This is a genomic window from Natrinema sp. H-ect1, from assembly GCF_041821105.1.
Classification (GTDB): domain Archaea; phylum Halobacteriota; class Halobacteria; order Halobacteriales; family Natrialbaceae; genus Natrinema; species Natrinema thermotolerans.
Genome location: NZ_JBGUBA010000002.1, coordinates 384,956 through 402,407 on the forward strand (window position 1 = coordinate 384,956; position 17,452 = coordinate 402,407).

Below are 17,452 nucleotides of genomic sequence, written 5' to 3' on the forward strand. Positions count from 1 at the left end.
GTTACGGCCCCGTGAACGCATTCGTGACTCGGTTCGTTGCCCCGTTTCTTGCGAAGATCGTGACAACGTCATCCGCTCGGATCTCGGTCTCTCCCTGTGGAATGACCAGGCCGTCGTCCCGTACGATCGCCACGATAATCGTCTCTTCGGGCAGCAGGCCGTCCCTGTCAGCACCGATCAGGCTGCGGCCGTCGATCGGCGCGCCCGCATCGACCGTGGCTTCGAAGATTTCCGCTCCACCCGCTATCGGCATAAAGTCCTGGATCGCGGGGTGTTGGACCGCCCGATAGAGATACTGGCCGTTGAGTCGGTGTGGACTCTCGACGATACTCACACCGAGGTCCTCGAACAGTTCCATGTGGGCGGGGTCGTTGATCGAACTCACGAGCGTCTCGACCCCGTACTGCTTGCCGAACATGGTAATCATGAGATTAACCGAATCGCTCTCCGTTGTCGAGATGAGCGCGTCCGCCTCTTCGATGCCGGCTTCGAGCAGGATCTCTTTCGATGCCGCATCCGCATTGAGGACCAGACAGTCGTAGGTCGTACTCACTGCTTCGGCTAGTTCCGTCTCGCGTTCGATGACGACCACCTCGTGGTCGTCCCGCGTTGCGAGGTCGATGACAGTGTTTCCGGTGCGGCCCGCGCCGATGATGATTACGTACATTGTGATGGTGTCTGACGGCGATAGTCGACGAGCGATACGACCGAGGGATCATGACCGGTCGGCGGGCCGGGCACGTCGAGGACGGGCGTACTGGATTCGGTCCGGTTGAACATCCACGTCACCTCCTGAAGAGACTGTTAAGCAGGACGAGGACGGGGATGATCTCGAGGCGCCCCATCCACATCTGACCGATGAACAGTAGCTCCGCGATAACCGGCATATCCGGGCCAGTGATCCCCGACGAGAGTCCGACGGTACCCTGTGCAGTCGCCACTTCGAAGATCCCGTCGGCGAGCGTGAAGTCCGATGGGAGAACCGCCAACAGTACGAACAGCGAGACGGCCAGTACGATGAGATAGATGAACGCAAAGGTCGTCGCGGCCCGTATCTCGTCGTTGGCTTCATCGGCCGTGACTCTCCGTTGTCCGATGCGGAGATCATCGATCGCGTGCTTCGGGAGGAACACGCGGGAGATCTCCCACCGAATCCCACGAGCGATGATGTGGCCACGGATGATTTTGATTCCGCCGACCGTCGCACCTGCGGACCCGCCGAGCAACATGGCACCGAGGACGATGACCATGACTGCGCCGCCGTTCCAGTCGCCGATCGCGGACGTCTGCCAGCCGGTGGTCGTCTGGGCACTGATAAACTGGAAGAGCCCGTCACGGAGCGCCTGACTCGTCACCACGTTCCCGAGGTACGCTATCGGATCTCCGGTATAGGGAACGCCGACCCAGCGAGCGAGGAACGCTGTCAGCCCGACCACACCGACGATGAACATTGCACAGAGTCCCCTGACCTGCGGATCTCGAGTGAACTCCCGGACGTCACGCTCGGAAAGCACCCCGTAGTAGACCGGGATCGAGATCGCGCCGGTAATCATCGCGGGGATGTGGACGAGTTCCATCGCGTAGGAATCGTAGCCGGCGATGGAGTCGTCGAGCGTGCTGAACCCGCCGGTGGACTGCCCGGTCATCGCGTGATTGATCGCGTCGAAGATCGTGTTCTCGATGCCGTAATTCGGGGCGATGAGGAACGTCGCCGCTGCGAGATACACGGCGACCAGAGCGGTAATACCGACGTAAATTTTCCAGATTGCACGCGCCGTACCGGCGATACTGGGCCGTAACTTCTCGTTTCGTCCTTCCGACTGATAGAGCGAGATGCCTGCGACCCCGTGGGGCTGTCTGAGAATCGCCAACGAGAGGACGATCATCCCCGCGCCACCGATCCACTGCATCTGTGACCGATACCAGAGGAACCCGTGCCCGACCGAGGGTTCATGGATGCTCATCGTCAGCCCCGTGGTCGTATACCCGCTCATGCTCTCGAAGAAGGCGTGGAGGGGGTTCCGAAAGTAACGGAGACTCGAGCCGTAGCTCTCCCCCGCCGGGACGAACGAGTCGAGTACGGGCGGTGGCGTGATGTGGGCGGCAACGATGAACGGGAGGGCGCCGAACGCCGCAGTGACGAACCACCCGAGCGCCGCAACGATCATCGCGTGATGGCGTTTCGGTTCGGGAGCGTCTTCGCATATTTTATACACGGTTGCGCCACCGAGGGCGGTTATCATCCCCGAAATCAGAAACGCAACTGCGCTATACCATTCCTGATAGAGGAGTGAAACGAGTAGCGGCACCGACATCAGTCCCCCAATGAGAACCTGGAGGGCACCGATGTCCCTACTGACCGTTTTCGATGCAGCCACGAACCCGGAGCGACCGACTGTCGAATGTGGCATTTGAATCACACCAATTGGTCTTCGTAATGGCCGAAGATGTCCGTGAGTTCTGGATCAGCACCGGTCGCAGAATAGACCGTCAGCAGGTCGTTCGCCCGGATTCGGGTGTCTCCTCGTGGTGTCTGTGGCTTGTCTTCGCCCTCCCGTTCGATAGCGACGATCAGGGTATCGTCCGGTAGGAGCTGTCCCTCGCCTGCTTCAGTGAGGGTCTTGCCGGCGATCGGTGCCTCCGCTGTGACCCTGATTTCGAAGACTTCCGCTTCCTCCCCGATTCGCATGTAATCGACGATAGCCGGCCTGGCCACCGCCCGATAGAGGGAGCCCGCGATGAGCTGTTGCGGGTTTTCGATCGTGTTCACCCCCGCCTGACGGAAGAGGTTCATGTGGCTCGTATCGTGAACCACGGACGTGATCGCGGGAACGCCAAACTCCTTTGCGAGTAAACAGACCATGACGTTCGTTGCGTCCCAGTCCGTCGTCGAGATGACTGCATCCGCTCGGTCGGCACCGGCTTCACTCAGCGTTTCTTTTATCGTCGCATCCGCATTCAGCACCAGGCAGTCGTACGTGCCGGCGATCTCGTCGGCTTTCGCTCCGTCTTTCTCGATCACTACGACCTCGTTTCCGGAGCGAGTAGCGATGTCGATCAGTGGCGATCCGATATCGCCCGCTCCGACGATGATTATATACATGTGTGCTCCCTTATATTTTAGCAGCTAGTCTCGAGCGTTCCGTCTGATCTCACTTGCGCTTCGCTCACCGTTTGGTCGAGGGAGAACGAGAACGGGGATATCACTGTCTTCGATGAGGTTGTGAGAGACGTCTCCGGTCAACAGTTTCCGCCAGCGACTGCCCCCTCGTGGTGTGAACGCGATCGCACTCGCGTCACTGTCGTGGGCCGCGTCGATGATGGCCGTCGCAATGTCGGTTCCGTAGCGAAGATCCGTTTCAATCGATATTCGGGAATCGTCGAACCCGTCGGAAACGATGGCGAAGACGTCTTCCGCATACCGCTTGCGTTGCTCAACCGACGCCTTATCCGGTGCGCCACTACTCTTCTCGATAACGTGGACGACGATTACGGTACGATCCGTCCCCGCAACGTGCGGACGGAGTGCGGTAGCGGTCGCTGTCGCGTCGTCGCGGTTTGCGATCGGAACGACGATCCGTCGGAAAAGTGGCTCAGTCATCTCGGTCCCCCTCGACTCCGCCGTAGACTCTTCCGAGGTAGTGCCACCGGTACGTTCCCCCTTCGTCGTTGATGTGGGGTTCCCACCTGACACGGTAGGCGAACGGTCCTCGTGCCTCGCCCGTCTCGTCCGGGCGTTCGACGACGACGTTCGTGTATGCGTCGTACTCCGCTATGCGAACGAGTTCTTCCCCGTTTCGTGCTTCGATTGTATCAGTGAGGGGCGGCTGCTCTCGGAGGCATCGTTGCGCGTAGTTGATTATCTCCCTGAGCTGACTATCACTGCTGTCTTCGAGGACAGCAGCGATCTCTTCGGGGACGGTCTCCGGGGGATCGGCATCAGTCGTTGTCATACTTTGAGTTGGATCTCCGCCGTTTCCGTTCGGCTACGGACTACGACGGCCGGTCATGCGGTCCGCGAACGATACGTTAGCTGTCACGACACGTTCCTGTCCTGCTCCAAATTTCCCCTACACCATAAATATGCCTGATTCTATTTCGCTATAGCGAATCTAAGGCCAGGAAAATTTTTGTATGCGGAAATAGTGGCACCAGTATGATCGGTAGCAAGTGTCGGATCGCGTCAGACTCCGACCCCGCCGACTCCGATTCACCCGCCCGACAACGACGCGGACGGGTCGTCGTTACGAATCGGTTGAATCGCTTCACTCAAACGGAGACGAATACCGCGTGTGCGGGTCTGCGGGAGTTTCGGCGCCAGCATCGCTGGACGAACGCGGGAGTTCAGAGAAGACATTTATGAGCCCTGAACGTAGTTTCCCTATGACCCAGCGCGTCGATGAAATCGACAAACGCATCCTCTATTATTTGGCACTGGATGCACGGAACACGGCAACATCGGATATCGCCGAAGAAATGGAGGTGACGCCGGCAACGATCCGAAACCGGATCGCACAACTCGAGGAGCAGGGGATCCTTCGCGGGTATCTCGCTGATATCGATTACAAGTCCATCGACGGGTACGTCACCTATCATTTCAGGTGTACGGCCCCCATTCCGGATCGTGCCCGGCTGGCCCAGTCGGCCCTGGAAATTTCGGGCGTCATAACAGTCCAGGAGTTGATGGCCGGATCCGCGAACTTGGGGATCACGGTCGTCGGAGCGGACACGAACGAGATTAACAAAATCGCGGGCGAACTCTCCGATCTCGGGTTGGAGATCGAAGACGAGAGCGTTATCGAAGGCGAGTATCACACGCCGTACAACCCGTTCGGCCCGGAAAACGTGCCCAAGGGACCGTCGTTAACCGACTTCATGAGTCTGGCCGGAGACGCGGAAGTCGTCGAATTTACCGTCTCGGAAGGGGCCGAGATCGCGGACACGACTATCGAAGAGGCGGTCGATGAAGAACTGCTGGCCGACGAAATGCTTGTCGTCGGGATCGAACGGGACGGAGACGTCCTCACGCCGAAAGGCGAGACCGTTATTCAAACGGGCGACGTCGTCTCCCTCTTCTCGAAGGCCCCGTTGGAAACGGACTCTCTGGAAGTGTTCGGGACGCAGTGAAATCCGGACCGAGTGCGGAGCGGACGCTTCGGAGTCGAACCGTCGTCCGGCTCCACCGTCGGGACCAAAGTGACTTCGGCCGGCAGCCCCAAGGGAGACTATGAGCGACGACGCCGCGGACCCACTCGCGGTCGACGACCTCGTCGAGTACTGTCGTACGCAGGCCGGCCTGCTCTCGGGCAGCGTCGAGACGATGGCCGCGGAGGCCGACGACCTCCTCGACGAGATCGACGCCGAGATGGCCGAGATCCGCTCGCGCCTCGAGGCCCTGCCCGACGAGGTACCGGCGACCGAAACCCCCTCGACCGCCGATGTCCCCGACGCCGGCGAGGTCGACGTCGCGGCGATCGAGGAGTTACAGGCGGAACTCGAGGAGAAACAGCTCCTCGTCGAGGCCAAACAGGCCCGGATGCAGGCGTTTCAGGACCTGGCGGCCGACTATACCGACCTCGCCGAGGAGTTGGCCGCGGACGTCGAGGACGGCCAGACGGCCCTGACCCGGGTCATCGAGTTCGAGGCCGACGCCGACGCGCCGGCCTACTTCGACGAGCGGGAGACGATGCTCGAGACGGCCGCCGCGTCGGCCGAGTCGCCGTCGGAGTAGCGGTCGAAACCGAACTGCGACGCGGGCACTTTTCGCCGATTCCCGACCGCCAGTTCTGATTCTCACGGCCGCGCGTGAAACTGACCGGAACACTCATTGCGATATACATTGCTGTGCCATCACATGACAATCGACTACAGCGATCGAGAGACGTCGTACGAACTCTATCGGAAGGGCAAACGGGAGGGGACGTGGGACCCCGACGAGTACGACCTCGATCGGGATCGGGAGGACTGGGCGTCGTTCACCGAGGCGGAACAACACCGGTTCCTCGCGACGTGTTCGGGCTTCTACGACGGCGAGGAGGACGTCACCCGGACGCTCGCGCCGTACATGATGGCGCTGGACGCCCTGCCCAACGAGGAGATGCCCTTCGACACCGTCCAAGAGGAGATGTACCTGGCCCAGCAGGTCTACGAGGAGGCCAAACACACCGACCTCTTCAGCCGGTACTTCGAGGAGGTCTTCGGCACGCAGGAGACGGCCCCCTACCGCGAGGGCGGCTATCAGGAGCAGGGGTACAGCACGGACGACCTCTACGACACCGCGGACGACCTCCTCGCGGCGATCAACGGCGGTGACCGGACTGAACTCGTCTACACCCTCGGGGAAGCCTACCTGAACTACATGGGGATCGTCGAGGCGCAACTCGCCCGCGGCGGCTACCTCAGCTTCGATCAGATGATCGAACTGAAAGCCGAGGCAATGGGGCGGGACATCGTCCTCGAGTCGTTCCAGGAAGCCATCGGTAAGGTCCGACAGGACGAGACCCGCCACATCGAGAACGGCCGCTGGGTCTTACAGCAGTTGGCCGTGGCCGAACCGGACATCGTCACCGACGTCTACGAGCCCCGCATCGAGGAGTACGTCGAGAATCGACTGCTCGCCGACCCGATCTACGACGAGCAGCCCTTCGACGGCTACGACCAGCAACAGATCGGCAAACAGCTCGCCCAGTACCTGCAAGACACCGTCGACTACATCGGTGCCGAACGGTTCGAGCGGTACGGCGACGTTAGATCCGCCCTCGAGGAGCGACAGGCCGCCGACTGACTTCCGCCGGTCCGGTTTCGCGAATCGCTACAGTGCCTCGAGCAGCGTCCGCGTCGGCCGCGCTGTTGAACGCGTGGATCGACGCCCGGATCGCGTCGGGCGTCGATAGCGGTCGGGCGACGATCCCCCGCTCGGTGACGCCGGCCCCACAGTTACAGTAGACGCTCGACTCGAGGACGGGCACCGCCTCGCGTAACTCGATCGGATCCATCGGCCGACCGTTCGTGCCGTCCCGTGTTCGCTCTGGCGGCCTCCCCGACGGTCGAGCGGGCCTTCTCGTATCGGGAAATCGAGGACTCGACGTCAGCTGTCGATTTCTCCCCCGTCTCGACCCGTCTGAAACCTCTCTTTTCGGTCAAATCAATCCGGTATTCGATTCGCTACTTAAATACCCACGATATATCGGGAACGATCAATTCGCTTACCACTGCTCGAGAATCGTCGATGCCCCTGTACGTATATCCCCGATACGACCACGTGAGGAGAAGACCAATGACCCAATCCAATCTCACCCGACGACGGGCGATGCAGGCGATCGGAGCGACCGGCGCGTTGGCAGTCGCCGGCTGCCTCGGTGGCGACACGCAGACCGACAGCGGGAACGGCGACCAGTCGGCGGCTGAGGACGAGGGGCTGCCAGCGGCCAAAGCCGTCGACGTCGACCGCATCGCGCGGGACCCGACCGACATTCCGGACCCGGTCGACTGGAACGAGCCCCGCGAACACGACGTCACGATCCGGACCGAGCGGGTCACGGCCGAGATCGAGCCCGGGGTCACCTTCGACTACATGACCTTCGAGGGGCAGGTGCCCGGGCCGATGCTCCGGGTGCGCCGCGGCGACCGGGTGAACCTCACCTTCGACGTCCCCGACGACCTGAACGTGGCCGCTCACAACATGGACTTCCACGCGGTCTACGGCCCCGGTGGCGGTGCCGACGCGACCACGATCGCGCCCGGCGATGATCCCACCCAGATCAGCTTCACCGCCGATTACGCCGGCGTGTTCATCTACCACTGCGCGATCCCGAACATGGACCAGCACATCAGTAGCGGTATGTTCGGCTCGATCCTCGTCGAGCCCGAGGACGGCCTCCCCGAGGTCGACAACGAGTTCTACCTCGGCCAGCACGAGATCTACACGGACGGCGACCTCGGCGAGGAAGGCCACCACGGCTTCGACTTCGATGCGATGCTCAAGGAAGAGCCCACCTACGTCGTGTTCAACGGCCAGGCCTACGGCTTCACCCCCGACGGCGGCGTCCCCATGGAGGCCAACACCGGCGAAACTGCGCGGGTGTACTTCGCCAACGGCGGCCCGAACCTGCTGAGTTCCTGGCACGCCATCGGTAACGTCTGGAGTCGCTTCTACCGCGACGGCGACCTCCTGACCGACCCCGATCTGAACGTCGAGACCGCTCCCGTCGCACCCGGCACCACCGCTGCGGCCGAAATGGAGTTCCCGGTGCCGGGACCGGTCAAGATCGTCGACCACGCCCTGACTCGTGCCGCCCGCCGCGGCGCACTCGGCGTCGTCGACGTCACCGGCGACCCCACCCGCGACATCTACGACGAGGATCCGTGAGCGGAGACTCGGCCGCTGATTCCTTTCTCGCCGCCTCGAGACTCGTTTGACCGCGTCTGGACCGACGGCCGTCGCCTCGAGCGGTGCGACCGCGGTCGCCGAACCGACTCGTCACTGGTCGGTACGTCGGACGCTGGGGCAGACGACCCGCGGTCGCCCGCGACGGCTTCCCGAGCGGCGGAAACAGGGATACATACTTATACTGGCGCGGCTGTCACGTTCATCCGATGGTGTTCGCCCCTATTTCGTCGATCACGTTCGATGCCAGCGATCCGGCCACGACGGTCGCGATCGGACGGCTGTTCGCGTACCTCGCGATGGGCGTCGCAGCCGTCGTATTGCTCTATTATGCTATTATCTACGTGCGAGAGGTGCTGGCCGTCGAAGCCACCACCGAACAGTGGTATCTGTTGATCGGCATCGGCGCGGCGATCGTCTACGCCGTCTCAGGCGTCGCCTCGCTGTTGCTCGAGCCCGAGTGGATCGGCCGGTTCGTCGACGGCGCGATCCTCTTTTTCTTCCTCTTTATCGCGTTGGCGATCCGTGCGATGTACCACGACCAGCCGGCTGCGGGCGACCGGTCCCGGCTGTTGCCGGCGTGGGCGGATTACGTCGTCATCGCCGGCTTCGTCGCCGCGTGGTGGGGGGCCTTCCTCGCACAGACCGCCTCGACCCGGCTGGTGGTCGCGGTCGGCTGGATCGTCACCTCCGCGTGGGCGGTGTTGTACGGCGTCCGCGCCGTGCGGGTCCACGAGGGGACGACATTCGCCGCCCTGACGCGACACCTGCTGCCGGCGATCGTCTGTGTCACTGCCGTCGTCTTCGTCGATCTGGTGACGAACCACCTCGCAGGCTACGGGGCACTCGCCGACGCCGCGTGGCTCGTCGGGACCTCACTGGTCGCCGCGTTCCTGTTCAACACCGCCGTGGCAATCCGCCAGCAGGGCGGCGAACTCGAGCGGATGTACGACTGGACGACCTGGCGCGAACAGTCGCTGGACGACGGGTCGTTCGAGTGACGCTGTCGGCTGGTGCGAACGCAGCGACTAGAGTTCGCCCCGCAGGACGACCTCGTTGTCGACGCGGCGAAGCATGTCCTCGGTAACGACGTAGTCCTCGTCGTCTTCGCCCTCCCAGCCGACCGAGGCGAGGACCTGTTCGGTCAGACTGGGATCGGGATCGACGTACGCGCTGCCGTTCTCGACTTTCGCGACGATGCCCAGTTCCTTGCCTTCGACGTCGACGACGGTCTTGCCGACCGCGTCGTCGGTCAGTGGTGCTGTCACGGGGAGCGGATACGAGGGGGATCGGGGTAAACGACCGGCCGTCCCGTGCCGGCGGGGGACGGCCGCAGGCGAGAATCGGCCGGCATCCGGCCGATTTCGGCTGTGTGTCCCCGGACTATTTGCCGCTGGGTGCAGACTGTACGGCTGACGGAACGCGGACCGGCCGCACCACACGTACCCATGACACAGACACTCGAGATCGGCGACGATCTGGCGGAGCGACTCGAAAGCCACTGCGAGGAGGGCCAATCGCCCGAGGAACTCATCGAGGAACTGGTCTCGATGTACGAGACCGAGGGAGCGTTCTTACAGGAGGGCTACTCCGAGTAACGGGGATGGGCCTCGAGTACCCCTTCTTCCTGGTCAATTTCAAGACCGCCGAGGGGACGGCCGGCGACGACGGCCTCGCGTTCGCGGAAACGATCGACCGCGTCGCCGACGAAACGGGGCGTCGGTTCGCCGTCGCTCCGCAGCCCCCCGACCTCCGGCGCGTCGCCGAGCGAACCGACCTGCTCGTCGTCGCGCAGGCGGGTACCCCACGGGCGGAGTGTGGCGTGGGCGACCTCTCCCTCGAGGCGGTCGCGGCCGCGGGGGCCGACGCCGTCTACGTCTCCCATCCGGAGAACGAGGTCGCGTTCACGGCCCTCGAGCGTGCGGTGGACCGGTGTCGCGAACTGGGCCTCGACTCGATCGTCGCCGTCGAGAGCCGGGCGACGACCCGGATGGCGCTGGCCGCCGAGCCGGACTGTCTGCTCTTCGAGCGGCCGGCCGATATCGGCAGCGACGCGGGGCTGATCCGGAGCGACCCCGAGCGGATCGCGGCGTTCGTCGAGACGGTCGCCGACGAACGCCCGGCGACGAGGACGTTCGTCGGCGGCGGGGTCCGCACCGCCGCGGACGTCGCCCGCGCGTTCGAGTGTGGCGTCGACGCGACGGGGCCGCCTCCGCGGCCCTCGAGGCCGCGGATCGGGACTCGTGGCTGCGATCGATCGCGACGGCCGTCCCACCGGCCGGATCGGCTGAGTGACTGCAGCCTGAGTCGATTCGCTCGCGGCAACTCGGTTTGCGGGACAGTCAGTCGTCACTAGGTGTGAGGGAGCCTGACACTCAAGTGGGTGGTCGGCGTACGGTCCGGTATGCACCAACTGGTCGCGCTCGATGACTCGGAACCGGGGTGGGCGGCCCTCGAGTTCGCCTGCCGGGAGCATCCCGACGACGACCTCACCGTCGTCCACGCGGTCGATCCGACCGATAGCGGCTACGGCGAGATGGCACATCTGGGCCCGGAGGGACTGCTCGAGCGCCAGCGGGAGGCCGCCGAGGAGTTGCTCGTCGAGGCCGAAGAGCGCGCGGCCGAGTACGACTGTGCGCTCGAGACGGAGACGATCGTCGGCCAACCGGCCGAGACGATCGTCGACTTCGCCGTCGAGAACGGCGTCGACCGGATCGTCGTCGGGAGTCACGGCCGGACCGGGTTCTCGCGGGTACTGCTCGGCAGCGTCGCCGAACGGATCGCCCGACAGGCGCCCGTCCCCGTGACGATCGTCCGGTAGCGACCCGGCGTCTCGTCGTGGACGGCCTCGAAGAACTCTCTATTCTATGGCAACTATGCTCACGGCGTTACGATCGAGACGCAAATCCGTTCCGACGGACCTGTTCGATTGGCGGAGTATCTCCCGGTATCGATGCTGTACGACCGGTCTATCGGTTCTCCCGAGTCAGGCCCGGTACTCAAGGGATTCCACTACGTACCGCCCATCGTAACTGGACAAACTAATTAAGGTCCGCTACAGTCCCGATTACATGAACGACCGCTACGACGTAGTCATCGCCGGTGCCGGTCCCGCCGGCGCACAGTGTGCCCGCGATATCGCTGCCAGGGGGTACGACGTCGTCGTCCTCGAGACCGAAGCGGAGGACGAGTTCCCGCGCCAGAGCAACAAGTCCACTGCGGGAACCTTCCACTCGATGATGTCCGCGTTCGGTATCCCCGACGACGTAGTGATGCAGTACACCGACAGCGTCGTCCTCGAGTCCCCGACCGAACACTACGTCCGGGACCAGCCCGGTGCGGTACTGGAGTTCGCGGATTTCAAGCGGTACCTCGTTGAAGACGGGCGCGAAACGGGTGCGGAGTATCGGTTCGACGCCCGCGTGACCGCGCCCATCATGGAGGGCGGCGAGATCGCCGGCGTCAGATACAACGGCGACAAAGAGGTGTACGGCGATATCGTCGTCGACGCGACGGGGCCGAGCGCCCCCCTCGCGAAGCAACTCGACGTCGTCGACCTCAAACGCGAGAACCACGCCATCGGCATCGAGTACGAGTTCGAGGGGATCGATATCGACCGCCCCGGCTTTGCCGACCTGCGGGACGCGATGATGCTCCGACTCGACCACGAGATCGCGCCCGGCGGCTACTCGTGGATCTTCCACACCGGCGAGGACACCGCCAAGGTCGGCCTCTGTTACATCCAGAACGAACACCACAGCCGCTACGCCAAGGACGGCCACACCATCGACGACTACATGGAACACTGGCTCGAGACCGACCCTCGATTCAGCGAGGCCGAAAAGATCGCCGGCAAGCAACACCGCGGCTCGGCCCACATCCAAAAGCCCGGACAGCTCCACACCGACCGGTTCATGGCCATCGGCGACACGGTCCCGACCGTCGACCCGCTCTGGGGCGAGGGGATCAACAAGTGCATGCAGTCGGGCCGGGTGGCCGCCATGGCCGCCGACAGCTGTCTCAAACACGACGACATCGAGCCCACCGCCGAGAACCTCGCGGTCTATGACACCCTCTGGCACCGCGACGTCGCGCCCAACGTCGACAACCGGCTGCTGATGACTCGCCTCCTCTATCTCGCACCCAACGAGCGCTACGACAAGCTCATGCGGGACCTCGAGCGCCTCGACGACGACACGCTGGCCAAGGCGAACAAGGGGAACTTCCGTGCCATCGCGCGCCTGCTCGAACTCGAGGACGCGCCGATGCTCGCCCAACTCGCGAAACAGCACTTCGATCTGGACCTCCGATCGCTGGTGTGACATCCTCCTCGCCGTAAACGGCGAGGCTTCCCCGGCATGGGGAATACCAGTCAGTCGTCACTGGCAGAGGGTTTCGACTCTTGGAAGACCGTGAGAGTCATCTGCTGTGGTGAGCTCGTCTCACAGTGAGTCGTGGCGGTGTCACAACCGCTCCCATCCCGAGGCGAGTCATCGCGTTCCGCCTTGTCAAGCGGGACGCTCTCTCCCCACGGGTCAACCCGTTGTGCGATATTCGCGGAAGCATTGATGTCGGCCTGAAACGTCGAAACGTGGCAGTCGTCGTGCAGACACCGGAACTCGGCTTGTGAATCCCGCCGACCGATGCGGTGGCACGAGTGGCACGTCTGCGAGGTGTACGCTGGATTCACGTACTCAACCGGGATGCCTGCTTCCGTCGCTTTGTCCTCGATGCGTCCTTGAAGTCGGGCGAACGCCCATGAGTGAAGGCGACGGTTCATGTACTTCCCGTAGTCGAGGCGTTCTCTGATGTACGTTAAGTCCTCCATCACCAACACCGGGTTCTCAAACTGTTTGGCATACTCGACGGCATGTCGAGATGCTTTCTCTACGATGTCGGTGAGTGTGTTCTGGTAGTGGCTGAATCGGTCTTCAATCCGCCACTCGGATGCGTCACGCTCTTGGAGTCGTTTCAGGGTGGTGTGCATCTCTTTGCGGAGGTGCTTCGCTCTGCTTCCGTCACACACGAATGGGTCAGTCGGAGAACCGTCCTTGAGGGCACAGCCCGTTATCAGGGCGGTTTCTCCGATGTCTAAGCCGATGTGTGTGGTGTCACCGTCCGTAGATGGTTTTTCGACCGGGTACTCGACGGTGACGTGCAGTACCCAGTTCTTCCGGTGCTTCTGAAGCCGTATCTCCCCCGCCTTCGTATCCCCTGATACGAGATCATGCCAGAGATCTTTCTGTTCGGGGTTGATGCGGAGCGGTATCCAGAAGTTCGTCCCCCGGCCGGGTCGGGGAACCCACCATGTAAACTCGTATTTCCGTTCATCAGAGTGGTCGAACTTCGCAGCTTGATTCGTGAGCCGTATCGGGTGTTCGTCGTCCAACTCCTCCGCGTTGTACGTCTTGTGAAGTTTCGGAACGTAGTTGCAGAGGGCAGCCTTCGCCTGATACGGTAGGTCGTAGGGCGTCACAATATCGCTTACATCCGACATGGTACTCGCCCCAGCGTCGAACGCCTCTTGTAGGCCCTCACGGTAAGTCTCGAGCAGGTCGTTCAGTTTTGACTGTTTGTGAGCTGTCGGTGGGGCGAGCGTCGCTTGAAGTGTCTTAGTTATCGTCGTCACTGGCGTCTAATCCTTTCTCGATTAGTTCAGCGTAGGCGCGAGGATGCCGGATGCCATTGTCGCGGGCGTAGTCCTTTACTCGTTCATGGAGGTCGCTCCCTCGCTCCATATCGATTTCAGTTCGCACAATTCTTTGTACGTTTTCTTGTCACTAATAGACTCCGTTTGGTATTCGGGCTGCTGTAGTCTGTGGGTTACATAGTTGAGTGACGCGATTCACGCCCGCCATAAAGGGCGGGATTCTCTCGCTGTTTAAAGATAGGCGGCGGCCGCCGGCCCGCGATACCGAACTGACCCGCGACGACCGATCGCGTGCCGCGTTCTCAGTCGAGAAACAGCGTCTCGAACGAGCGGACGCTCTCGTCCGTCCCGGCGATGACGACCTCGTCGCCCGCCTCGAAGACGAACGCGGCCGGATCGAACTCGGTGATCGTCTCGCCGTCTCGAACCGCGGCGAGGACGGTACAGCCGGTCCGGGAGCGGACGTCGGCGTCGACGACCGTTCGCCCGGCCAACTCGCCGGCGGGGAGTCTCACGACGTCGACCTGTCTGTCGACGGCCAGGACCTCCTCGTCCTCGAGGACGGTCGAGGCGAGCATCCGCCCGCTGACGGTCGCCAGCGACTGGACGTAATCCGCACCCGCACGGTACAGTTTCTGGACGTTCTCCGCGTCGTTGGCCCGAACGATGATGTCGACTGATGGGTCCAGGTCCCGGACGACCAGCGTGGCAAAGATGGCGCTCGTGTCGTCGTCCAGCGTGATGATCACGGCCGACGCACCGTCGATCCCGACCTCGTCGATCGTCGCCGGATCGCGCGCGTCTCCGACGATATCGACGCCGTCCTTGTCGTCGCTGTCGAGGACGGTCACCCGGGTGTTCGTCGCCGCGAGCGCCTCGCCGGCCGCCATACCGGCCTCGCCGTAGCCGGCGATCACGACACGCCGTGCCGCGAAGGGATGGACCGTCGACGCGGCCTCGGCCCGTAACTCGTCGATCCGGTCGGGCTCGCCCGCTACGAGCAGTCGCGTCCCCGTCTCGAGGTCGCGATCGGGCGGAATCGGGCTCTCGAAGTCCCCGTTGAACCAGGCACCGATCCCGTCGACGCCGAACCGGTTCCGGAGCCCGACCGCGTCGGCGGTCTGCCCGCAGAGGTCGCTTCCCTCGGCGATCGAGAGTTCGACGAGTTCCAGATCGTTCCCGATCTCGACCCCTTCGTCGACCGCGGTCGTGACGGCCGTCGGTACCCGGTGGGCGAAGCTCTCGCCGAGCAACTGCCGGGGTGAGAGGACCTCGTCGGCCCCCGCGATCCGGTGATACTCCCCGAGGCGCTGATCCTCGACCAGCGTCACGACCCTGATCTCGGGGTTTGCCTCCTGTGCCGAGAGGACGATGCTCGCGTTCGTGTCGTCCGCCGCGTCGGCCACGACCGCCCGCGCCCGTTCGATCCCCGCGTCCTCGAGAACGTCGATGGATTCGGGATCACCGTGAACCACCCGCCGGTCGGTCTCGTGGAGTTCCCTCGCCGCTCCTTCGTCGGACTCGACGACGACGTACTTCTGCCCGCGGGACTCGAGTTCCTCGATGAACGCCTCGCCACGGGGCGAGTACTCGCAGACGATGACGTGGTCCTCGAGGTCGGACGCAGTCGTCGGGGGCGTCGTCGCGAGCGCCGACCGGAGCCACGGGACGGCGAAGATGTCGACACCCGTGAGGATCAGCCCGATTCCCGTCAGTTGGAGCCCGATCATCAGGAAGTTCATCTGGGGCGTCGACCAGGGCGCATCCTCGCCGTAGCCGGTCGTCGTAAAGGTCTGGAAGACGACCTCGAGCGACCGGTAGAGCGGCTGGGGATCGTTCTCCAAGGTCGCCATCCCGTAGTTGTACAGTAGCGTGGCGGCGACAGTGGTTCCGGCCACCAGCGCGAGGTAGGAGCCGGCCCGACGCGATCGCCACAGTGACATACACGTGCCATTCGACGGGTGGCTGTTGACGGTATCGGTCGGCGATCTCGGAGCGACCGTCCCCGCTTCCCACCGTATGAGGGGGCGACCCGTCGATAACACGGTTACGAACGCCGCTTTCGCCGCCGATTTATACGTTTACCACCGATATCCAGCAGATGGTTGCTCTGGAGAACCTCGTGCTGGTGTTTATCGCCGGCCTGATCACGGCGCTGGCGACTGGCCTCGGCGCGCTCCCGTTTTTCTTCTTCGATGGCATTAGCGATCGGCGTAACGTCGTTCTCTGGGGCCTGTCCTCGGGGATCATGGTGTCGGCGTCGCTGTTCGGACTGGTCGAGGAGGGGCTGGCCGAGGGAACACCCCTCGAGATCGCGATCGGAATGGTCGCCGGCGTCGCGCTGGTCGTCATCGCACACGATGTCCTGATGGACACCGAGATCGATCCGCGGGAGTACGAGCAGGCCGACTTCAAGAAACTCGTCCTCATCCTCGGGATCCTGACGGTTCACAGCTTCCCCGAGGGGGTCGCCATCGGCGTCTCCTTCGCGGACCTCGGTCTCGAGGGCGGCGCGCAGTTCCTCGGCTTTACCGTCCCCGTACTGGCGATCTTCATGACGATCGCGATCTCGATCCACAACGTGCCCGAGGGGACCGCGATCTCGATCCCGCTGCGTTCGATGGGCGTCTCCGAATGGAAGATGGTCTGGTGGGCCGTCTTCTCGAGTCTCCCCCAGCCGATCGGGGCGGTGCTGGCGTTCGGCTTCGTCCGCTACGCTCGGGAGTTCCTTCCCTACGGCTTCGGCTTCGCCGCGGGCGCGATGATCTACCTCGTCCTCACCGAGTTCATCCCCGAGGCACTTGACGTCGGCGAGGGGCTCCCTCGCGGCGGCAAGCGGGAACTACTCGCCGGGATCGCCGTCGGCGTGGCCGTGATGGTGCCGCTGGCGTTCGTTTGATCCGTCGGCCCCGATCGAAGTCACGTTCCGGTAGGAATTTCACCGCGCCTGTCGTACGACCGAGAAATGTTTGACACGATCGTGCTTCCGACGGACGGGAGCGACCACGCCGAGGTCGCCGCCGAGACCGGTATCGAACTTGCGACCGCCCACGACGCGGCGGTACACGTCGTCAGCGTCGCCGACACCGGTCTGCTTGGCGGTCTCCGCCTCCCGGGCGAGGCCGCCAGCGCCGAAGACGCGATGCGGGGCCGAGCGCAGGAATCCGTCGATGCGGTCGTCGAGGCCGCCGAGGCCGCCAGCCTCGAGCCCACCGGGGCGGTCCTCGACGGACCGCCGGCGGAGGCGATCCTCGAGTACGCCCGCGACGTCGACGCCGACCTCATCGTCATGGGGACCCGCGGACGGGGCGGCGTCCACCGGATGGCGATGGGCAGCGTCACGGATCACGTCGTCCGGTTCGGCGACGTGCCGGTCTTCGTCGCCAACTCCGAATCGAGCGTCGAGTGAGCCGGGC

General features: G+C 63.4%; 19 protein-coding genes and 1 pseudogene. 11 read left to right on the forward strand and 9 right to left on the reverse strand.

Annotated features, from left to right (window positions below; translation table 11 throughout):
- Position 1 precedes the first annotated feature (1 nt).
- The 5 genes from ACERIM_RS06095 to ACERIM_RS06115 form a co-directional block, all read right to left on the reverse strand.
- Positions 2–667, reverse strand: a complete 666-nt coding sequence (locus ACERIM_RS06095) for a TrkA family potassium uptake protein (protein WP_373631732.1) — start codon at positions 665–667, stop codon at positions 2–4.
- A 118-nt stretch (positions 668–785) separates the two neighbouring features.
- A complete protein-coding gene (locus ACERIM_RS06100) occupies positions 786–2,315 on the reverse strand; it encodes a TrkH family potassium uptake protein (protein WP_373632009.1) in 1,530 nt (509 codons plus the stop codon).
- A gap of 101 nt (positions 2,316–2,416) precedes the next feature.
- Entirely contained in the window at positions 2,417–3,103 is a 687-nt protein-coding gene (locus ACERIM_RS06105; protein ID WP_373631733.1) for a TrkA family potassium uptake protein, read from the reverse strand.
- Between the two features lie 24 nt (positions 3,104–3,127).
- Positions 3,128–3,601: a universal stress protein gene (locus tag ACERIM_RS06110; RefSeq protein WP_373631734.1), complete on the reverse strand. Its 474-nt coding sequence runs from the start codon at positions 3,599–3,601 to the stop codon at positions 3,128–3,130.
- Positions 3,594–3,953, reverse strand: coding sequence for a hypothetical protein (locus ACERIM_RS06115; protein WP_049965878.1), 360 nt, complete (start codon positions 3,951–3,953; stop codon positions 3,594–3,596). The genes ACERIM_RS06110 and ACERIM_RS06115 overlap by 8 nt, the downstream gene beginning before the upstream one ends.
- Before the next feature lie 430 nt (positions 3,954–4,383).
- Here ACERIM_RS06115 and ACERIM_RS06120 point away from each other — a divergent pair, with 430 nt between their 5' ends.
- From ACERIM_RS06120 to ACERIM_RS06130, 3 genes are all read left to right on the forward strand, one after another.
- A complete protein-coding gene (locus ACERIM_RS06120) occupies positions 4,384–5,127 on the forward strand; it encodes an Lrp/AsnC family transcriptional regulator (RefSeq protein ID WP_049965879.1) in 744 nt (247 codons plus the stop codon).
- A 100-nt stretch (positions 5,128–5,227) separates the two neighbouring features.
- Positions 5,228–5,731, forward strand: a complete 504-nt coding sequence (locus ACERIM_RS06125; protein ID WP_373631735.1) for a hypothetical protein — start codon at positions 5,228–5,230, stop codon at positions 5,729–5,731.
- A 123-nt stretch (positions 5,732–5,854) separates the two neighbouring features.
- Positions 5,855–6,784, forward strand: coding sequence for a ribonucleotide reductase (locus ACERIM_RS06130; RefSeq protein WP_373631736.1), 930 nt, complete (start codon positions 5,855–5,857; stop codon positions 6,782–6,784).
- Here ACERIM_RS06130 and ACERIM_RS06135 read toward each other — a convergent pair.
- Positions 6,747–6,995 (reverse strand): hypothetical protein, encoded by a 249-nt coding sequence (locus tag ACERIM_RS06135; protein WP_049965882.1) that lies wholly within the window; start codon positions 6,993–6,995, stop codon positions 6,747–6,749. The two genes, ACERIM_RS06130 and ACERIM_RS06135, sit on opposite strands and share 38 nt — an antisense overlap.
- A gap of 314 nt (positions 6,996–7,309) precedes the next feature.
- Between ACERIM_RS06135 and nirK the strand changes: the two genes are divergently transcribed.
- Positions 7,310–8,368 (forward strand): copper-containing nitrite reductase, encoded by a 1,059-nt coding sequence (gene nirK / locus ACERIM_RS06140; protein ID WP_373632011.1) that lies wholly within the window; start codon positions 7,310–7,312, stop codon positions 8,366–8,368.
- Positions 8,369–8,595: 227 nt separating this feature from the next.
- On the forward strand, positions 8,596–9,387 hold the full coding sequence (locus ACERIM_RS06145; protein ID WP_006181557.1) for a hypothetical protein: 792 nt from the start codon (positions 8,596–8,598) through the stop codon (positions 9,385–9,387).
- Positions 9,388–9,414: 27 nt separating this feature from the next.
- Here ACERIM_RS06145 and ACERIM_RS06150 read toward each other — a convergent pair whose 3' ends face one another.
- A complete protein-coding gene (locus ACERIM_RS06150; protein ID WP_006647775.1) occupies positions 9,415–9,654 on the reverse strand; it encodes a hypothetical protein in 240 nt (79 codons plus the stop codon).
- 180 nt (positions 9,655–9,834) lie between these two features.
- On the opposite strand from ACERIM_RS06150, the gene ACERIM_RS06155 reads away from it, so the two are divergent.
- From ACERIM_RS06155 to ACERIM_RS06170, 4 genes and pseudogenes are all read left to right on the forward strand, one after another.
- The gene (locus ACERIM_RS06155; protein ID WP_162834895.1) at positions 9,835–9,984 is read left to right on the forward strand and encodes a hypothetical protein; all 150 of its coding nucleotides are present in this window, start codon (positions 9,835–9,837) and stop codon (positions 9,982–9,984) included.
- Between the two features lie 5 nt (positions 9,985–9,989).
- A pseudogene (locus tag ACERIM_RS06160) lies at positions 9,990–10,681 on the forward strand (triose-phosphate isomerase).
- A 109-nt stretch (positions 10,682–10,790) separates the two neighbouring features.
- Positions 10,791–11,207, forward strand: a complete 417-nt coding sequence (locus tag ACERIM_RS06165; RefSeq protein ID WP_006647772.1) for a universal stress protein — start codon at positions 10,791–10,793, stop codon at positions 11,205–11,207.
- Between the two features lie 250 nt (positions 11,208–11,457).
- Entirely contained in the window at positions 11,458–12,708 is a 1,251-nt protein-coding gene (locus tag ACERIM_RS06170; RefSeq protein ID WP_006647771.1) for a digeranylgeranylglycerophospholipid reductase, read from the forward strand.
- Positions 12,709–12,758: 50 nt separating this feature from the next.
- On the opposite strand, the gene ACERIM_RS06175 is transcribed toward ACERIM_RS06170, so the two are convergent.
- Positions 12,759–14,015 (reverse strand): RNA-guided endonuclease TnpB family protein, encoded by a 1,257-nt coding sequence (locus ACERIM_RS06175; RefSeq protein WP_373631737.1) that lies wholly within the window; start codon positions 14,013–14,015, stop codon positions 12,759–12,761.
- A 323-nt stretch (positions 14,016–14,338) separates the two neighbouring features.
- Positions 14,339–15,979 carry a TrkA family potassium uptake protein gene (locus tag ACERIM_RS06180; protein WP_373631738.1) on the reverse strand — a complete coding sequence of 547 codons (1,641 nt, stop codon included), beginning with the start codon at positions 15,977–15,979 and terminating at the stop codon, positions 14,339–14,341.
- A 158-nt stretch (positions 15,980–16,137) separates the two neighbouring features.
- Here ACERIM_RS06180 and ACERIM_RS06185 point away from each other — a divergent pair, with 158 nt between their 5' ends.
- The gene (locus ACERIM_RS06185) at positions 16,138–16,935 is read left to right on the forward strand and encodes a ZIP family metal transporter (protein WP_006647769.1); all 798 of its coding nucleotides are present in this window, start codon (positions 16,138–16,140) and stop codon (positions 16,933–16,935) included.
- A 66-nt stretch (positions 16,936–17,001) separates the two neighbouring features.
- The gene (locus tag ACERIM_RS06190) at positions 17,002–17,445 is read left to right on the forward strand and encodes a universal stress protein (RefSeq protein WP_373631739.1); all 444 of its coding nucleotides are present in this window, start codon (positions 17,002–17,004) and stop codon (positions 17,443–17,445) included.
- The last annotated feature ends 7 nt before the right edge of the window (positions 17,446–17,452 follow it).

What these genes read in the sequence shown, in the direction of transcription:
- ACERIM_RS06120 (WP_049965879.1), top strand. Translation starts at nt 4,384, where the DNA reads ATGACCCAGCGCGTCGATGAAATCGACAAACGCATCCTCTATTATTTG.
- ACERIM_RS06110 (WP_373631734.1), bottom strand. Translation starts at nt 3,601, where the DNA reads ATGACTGAGCCACTTTTCCGACGGATCGTCGTTCCGATCGCAAACCGC.
- ACERIM_RS06155 (WP_162834895.1), top strand. Translation starts at nt 9,835, where the DNA reads ATGACACAGACACTCGAGATCGGCGACGATCTGGCGGAGCGACTCGAA.
- ACERIM_RS06095 (WP_373631732.1), bottom strand. Translation starts at nt 667, where the DNA reads ATGTACGTAATCATCATCGGCGCGGGCCGCACCGGAAACACTGTCATC.
- ACERIM_RS06125 (WP_373631735.1), top strand. Translation starts at nt 5,228, where the DNA reads ATGAGCGACGACGCCGCGGACCCACTCGCGGTCGACGACCTCGTCGAG.
- ACERIM_RS06145 (WP_006181557.1), top strand. Translation starts at nt 8,596, where the DNA reads ATGGTGTTCGCCCCTATTTCGTCGATCACGTTCGATGCCAGCGATCCG.
- ACERIM_RS06105 (WP_373631733.1), bottom strand. Translation starts at nt 3,103, where the DNA reads ATGTATATAATCATCGTCGGAGCGGGCGATATCGGATCGCCACTGATC.
- nirK (WP_373632011.1), top strand. Translation starts at nt 7,310, where the DNA reads ATGCAGGCGATCGGAGCGACCGGCGCGTTGGCAGTCGCCGGCTGCCTC.
- ACERIM_RS06100 (WP_373632009.1), bottom strand. Translation starts at nt 2,315, where the DNA reads ATGTCGGTGCCGCTACTCGTTTCACTCCTCTATCAGGAATGGTATAGC.
- ACERIM_RS06115 (WP_049965878.1), bottom strand. Translation starts at nt 3,953, where the DNA reads ATGACAACGACTGATGCCGATCCCCCGGAGACCGTCCCCGAAGAGATC.
- ACERIM_RS06190 (WP_373631739.1), top strand. Translation starts at nt 17,002, where the DNA reads ATGTTTGACACGATCGTGCTTCCGACGGACGGGAGCGACCACGCCGAG.
- ACERIM_RS06180 (WP_373631738.1), bottom strand. Translation starts at nt 15,979, where the DNA reads ATGTCACTGTGGCGATCGCGTCGGGCCGGCTCCTACCTCGCGCTGGTG.
- ACERIM_RS06135 (WP_049965882.1), bottom strand. Translation starts at nt 6,995, where the DNA reads ATGGATCCGATCGAGTTACGCGAGGCGGTGCCCGTCCTCGAGTCGAGC.
- ACERIM_RS06170 (WP_006647771.1), top strand. Translation starts at nt 11,458, where the DNA reads ATGAACGACCGCTACGACGTAGTCATCGCCGGTGCCGGTCCCGCCGGC.
- ACERIM_RS06130 (WP_373631736.1), top strand. Translation starts at nt 5,855, where the DNA reads ATGACAATCGACTACAGCGATCGAGAGACGTCGTACGAACTCTATCGG.
- ACERIM_RS06165 (WP_006647772.1), top strand. Translation starts at nt 10,791, where the DNA reads ATGCACCAACTGGTCGCGCTCGATGACTCGGAACCGGGGTGGGCGGCC.
- ACERIM_RS06185 (WP_006647769.1), top strand. Translation starts at nt 16,138, where the DNA reads ATGGTTGCTCTGGAGAACCTCGTGCTGGTGTTTATCGCCGGCCTGATC.